Below are 3,743 nucleotides of genomic sequence, written 5' to 3'. Positions count from 1 at the left end.
TCGTCATGGTCGGCGAACAGCCGGATCAGCGCCGGGGAAAAGGCCGAGCCCAGAACCTCGGCCACGAAAATCCCGGCGCCGGCGCGGCTGACCAGCAGGCCGCGGTCCTGCAATTCGGACACGGCTTCGCGCAGCGATGGCCGCGACACGCCCAGCTTGTCCGACAGTTCCCGTTCCGAAGGCAGGCGTTCGCCGGGGCGCAGGATGCCACGCAGGATCAGCTGTTCAATTTGCTTCTGAACGGCATGAGACAGCTTTTCAGAGTGAACCTTTTCGAACGGCATGGATGGTCTCCTTAATTGGTAAGACCATATGACCGCTTGGTCCCTGCGGCAACAGGGAAAGGGGTGGGCCGTTGGCCCAACCCGTTATTGTCTTGGGGTAATGATGATTTCGACCCGGCGGTTCTGGGCCCGGCCTTCGGGCGTCAGGTTCGATGCAATGGGCTGATCCTCGCCCCGGCCACTGGCGACGATCCGCCACGACGTGACACCGGCATCGCGCAGGATCGAGGCCACGGATTCAGCGCGAAGTGCCGACAATTGCTGGTTATAACTGGCGCTGCCGGTGTTGTCGGTATGGCCGATCACCTGCACCGTGCTGTCGGGATAGTCATTCAGGCTTTCGGCCAGAACAAACAGATCCGAGCGCAAGGCCGGGCTGACGATTGCGCTGTCGGTGGCGAACAGGATGTCCTGCGGCATGGTCACGATCAGCGCCGAACCGGTGTTGACCACCCGGATCGCATTATTGTCGAAACTGGCCTGAAGGTCGGCAGCTTGTTTGTCCAGACTTGACCCGATTGCTGCCCCGGCTGCCGCGCCAACCAGACCGCCGATGATGGCGCCATTGGTGCGGCCCTGTTTGTCATCGCCGATCAGGATGCCGGCCACGGCACCGGTGATGGCGCCGACGGCGGCGCCTTCCTTGGTGCGCTGATTGGGGTCGCTGGTGGTGGTATAGGTATCGGTGCAGGCGCCAAGGGTCAGGGCCCCGGCGACGACGATCATCGGAAAACGTGCTCGAATCATTTTTGCCTCATTGTTCGCCCCCTGATGGGGTTTCGCGGGAATATAGGCCGCGAGACCGCAACACTGAATGCACAGCGCCGTGAGCGGCAGGTTTTCGCCCATCAACCGTCCAGCCGGGCGGTCTCCCATGCCAGCAAGGCGCGTTTGACCGGCAGGCCCCAGTGATAGCCGCCCAAAGCCCCGGATTTGCGCAAGGCGCGGTGGCAGGGGATCAGGAACGAGATCGGATTGCGCCCGACCGCAGTGCCCACTGCCCGCACCGCGCCGGGGGATCCGATGGCGCGGGCGATTTCGGAATAGGTGGTGACATGGCCCGAGGGCACCGCCAACAGCGCCTCCCAGACCTTGATCTGAAACGGCGCACCGATCAGCGCCAGATCGACGGTGCCGGATTGGGCGAAGGCGGCCTCTACGCTGGCCTTCAGCCGTTCGGGCGCAGGGGTGAACGCGGCCTTGGGCCAGCGCCCGGCCAGATCGGCAAAGGCGGCCTCGCGTCCCATGTCATCGACAAAAGCCATGCCGCACAGACCCGCCGCCGTGCCCATGGCCAGAACCTCGCCAAAAGGCGAGGGGAACCAGCCATAGTTGATCTTTAGCCCGGCCCCGCCGCTGGCATAGGTGCCGGGGCTCATCGCCTCCCAGCGCAGAAACAGGTCATGCAGGCGGCCGCTGCCCGACAGGCCGGTGCCTTGCGCGGTTTCCAGCGTGGTAAAGCGGTCGCGCAACAGGGTCTTGGCATGGTCCAGCGCCAGATATTGCTGATAGCGTTTCGGCGACACCCCGACCCATTTGCTGAACAGGCGCTGGAAATGCGCCGGGCTCATCTGCATTTCGGCCGCCAGTTGCTCTAACGTCAGGCCAGTGCCGCCATGGGCGTCGATCCGGTCGATCGCCCGCCGGATCACCTGATAATGATAGTCCTGTTCGCCCTTGCCGTCCGGCATCGCGCCCTCCGTCTATGATCCCCCCAGCCTAAGCCACGCGCCCGCCCCCCGCGACCCGAATATTGCGCAAAATCACCCGGTATCCCGGACTTGCCCTGTCGCGGCACAACGGGCATACCGCGCCTATGGCAAAGCAGCTTGATTACCATACGATCCACGAGATTTTCACTCGGTTCCACGCCAAAGACCCCGAACCCAAGGGCGAGCTGGAGCATGTGAACGCCTATACGCTGGTTGTTGCCGTCGCCCTGTCGGCGCAGGCCACCGATGTGGGCGTGAACAAAGCCACCCGCGCCCTGTTCAAGATCGCCGACACGCCGCAAAAGATGCTGGATCTGGGCGAAGACGGCCTGATCGAGCATATCAAGACCATCGGCCTGTTCCGGCAAAAGGCCAAGAACGTCATCAAGCTGAGCCAAATTCTGGTCGATCAATATGATGGCCAGGTGCCCTCGTCGCGCGCGGCGCTGCAATCGCTGCCGGGGGTCGGACGCAAAACGGCGAACGTGGTGCTGAACATGTGGTTCCACATGCCCGCGCAGGCTGTCGATACCCATATTTTCCGCGTCGGCAACCGCACCGGAATCGCCGCCGGCAAAACCGTCGACGCGGTCGAACGCGCCATCGAAGACAATATCCCGGCCGAATTCCAGCAGCACGCCCATCACTGGCTGATCTTGCATGGCCGTTATACCTGCAAGGCCCGCAAACCGCTGTGCGGCACTTGCGTGATCCGTGATCTCTGTCCCTTTGAGGAGAAAAACCTGTGAGCAAAACCTATCAGGTTGTCGGTATCGGCAACGCCATCGTCGATGTCCTGACCCAGTGCGAAGACAGCTTTCTCGATCTCATGGGCATCCAGAAAGGCATCATGCAACTGGTCGAACAGCCCCGCGGCGAGATGCTGTATGGCGCGATGACCAACCGCACACAGGCGCCCGGTGGCTCGGTGGCGAACACGCTGGCGGGTCTGGGCAATCTGGGCCTGAAAACCGCGTTCATCGGCCGGGTGCATGACGACGAACTGGGCCGGTTCTATGCCGATGGCATGAATTCGGGCGGGACGGATTTCGTCAACCCACCGGTGGCGGGCGGCGAATTGCCGACCTCGCGCTCGATGATCTTCGTGTCGCCCGATGGCGAGCGGTCGATGAACACCTATCTGGGCATCTCGGCTGAACTTGGCCCCGAGGACGTCTCCGACGACGTCGCCGGTCAGGCCGAAATCCTGTTTCTCGAGGGCTATCTTTACGACAAACCCAAAGGAAAACAGGCGTTCGAACAAGCGGCGCAAACTTGCCGGGCGGCGGGTGGCAAAGCCGGGATTGCGCTGTCCGACCCGTTCTGCGTCGACCGCCACCGCGCCGATTTCCGCCGCCTCGTGCGCGAACTGGACTTCGTGATCGGCAATGAACACGAATGGGCATCGCTGTATGAAACCGACCTGTCCTCGGCGCTTGAACAGGCCGCGTCCGAGGCCGGCACCGTGGTCTGCACCCGTTCGGGCCATGACGTGGTTCTGGTTCGCGGCGAGGACGAGGCCATCGTCCCCGTAACCCCGATCACCCCGGTCGATGCCACCGGCGCCGGCGATCAGTTCGCCGCCGGGTTCCTGTATGGCTATGCCACCGGCCAGTCGCTGGAAACCTGCGGCCGCATGGGCTGCGTTGCCGCCGCCGAAGTCATCAGCCATTTCGGCGCCCGCCCGGAAACCGATCTGAAAACCCTGTTCCGGTCGCAGGGCCTGATCTAAGGCCAAACGCTCCCG

5 protein-coding genes are annotated in these 3,743 nt (G+C 63.2%); 2 read left to right on the top strand and 3 right to left on the bottom strand.

Annotated elements, in window-relative coordinates:
* The 3 genes from ABYW26_RS11875 to ABYW26_RS11865 all read right to left on the bottom strand — a co-directional run.
* Positions 1-284 (bottom strand): GntR family transcriptional regulator (locus tag ABYW26_RS11875; protein WP_372605104.1); only part of this gene is annotated, 284 nt, incomplete at its 3' end.
* Positions 285-368: 84 nt separating this feature from the next.
* Positions 369-1,031 (bottom strand): OmpA family protein, encoded by a 663-nt coding sequence (locus tag ABYW26_RS11870; RefSeq protein ID WP_372605103.1) that lies wholly within the window; start codon positions 1,029-1,031, stop codon positions 369-371.
* Positions 1,032-1,132: 101 nt separating this feature from the next.
* On the bottom strand, positions 1,133-1,975 hold the full coding sequence (locus ABYW26_RS11865; protein ID WP_372605102.1) for a methylated-DNA--[protein]-cysteine S-methyltransferase: 843 nt from the start codon (positions 1,973-1,975) through the stop codon (positions 1,133-1,135).
* A gap of 125 nt (positions 1,976-2,100) precedes the next feature.
* On the opposite strand from ABYW26_RS11865, the gene nth reads away from it, so the two are divergent.
* Positions 2,101-2,745: an endonuclease III gene (gene nth, locus ABYW26_RS11860; protein ID WP_372605101.1), complete on the top strand. Its 645-nt coding sequence runs from the start codon at positions 2,101-2,103 to the stop codon at positions 2,743-2,745.
* On the top strand, positions 2,742-3,728 hold the full coding sequence (locus ABYW26_RS11855; RefSeq protein WP_372605100.1) for an adenosine kinase: 987 nt from the start codon (positions 2,742-2,744) through the stop codon (positions 3,726-3,728). The genes nth and ABYW26_RS11855 overlap by 4 nt, the downstream gene beginning before the upstream one ends.
* Positions 3,729-3,743 lie beyond the last annotated feature (15 nt).

The organism is Actibacterium sp., from assembly GCF_041584535.1.
Classification (GTDB): Bacteria; Pseudomonadota; Alphaproteobacteria; order Rhodobacterales; family Rhodobacteraceae; genus Actibacterium_D.
Note: the sequence above shows the minus strand (reverse complement) of the source record. Positions and strands in the feature narration are given on the sequence as shown.

What these genes read in the sequence shown, in the direction of transcription:
- ABYW26_RS11870 (WP_372605103.1), bottom strand. Translation starts at nt 1,031, where the DNA reads ATGATTCGAGCACGTTTTCCGATGATCGTCGTCGCCGGGGCCCTGACC.
- ABYW26_RS11865 (WP_372605102.1), bottom strand. Translation starts at nt 1,975, where the DNA reads ATGCCGGACGGCAAGGGCGAACAGGACTATCATTATCAGGTGATCCGG.
- nth (WP_372605101.1), top strand. Translation starts at nt 2,101, where the DNA reads ATGGCAAAGCAGCTTGATTACCATACGATCCACGAGATTTTCACTCGG.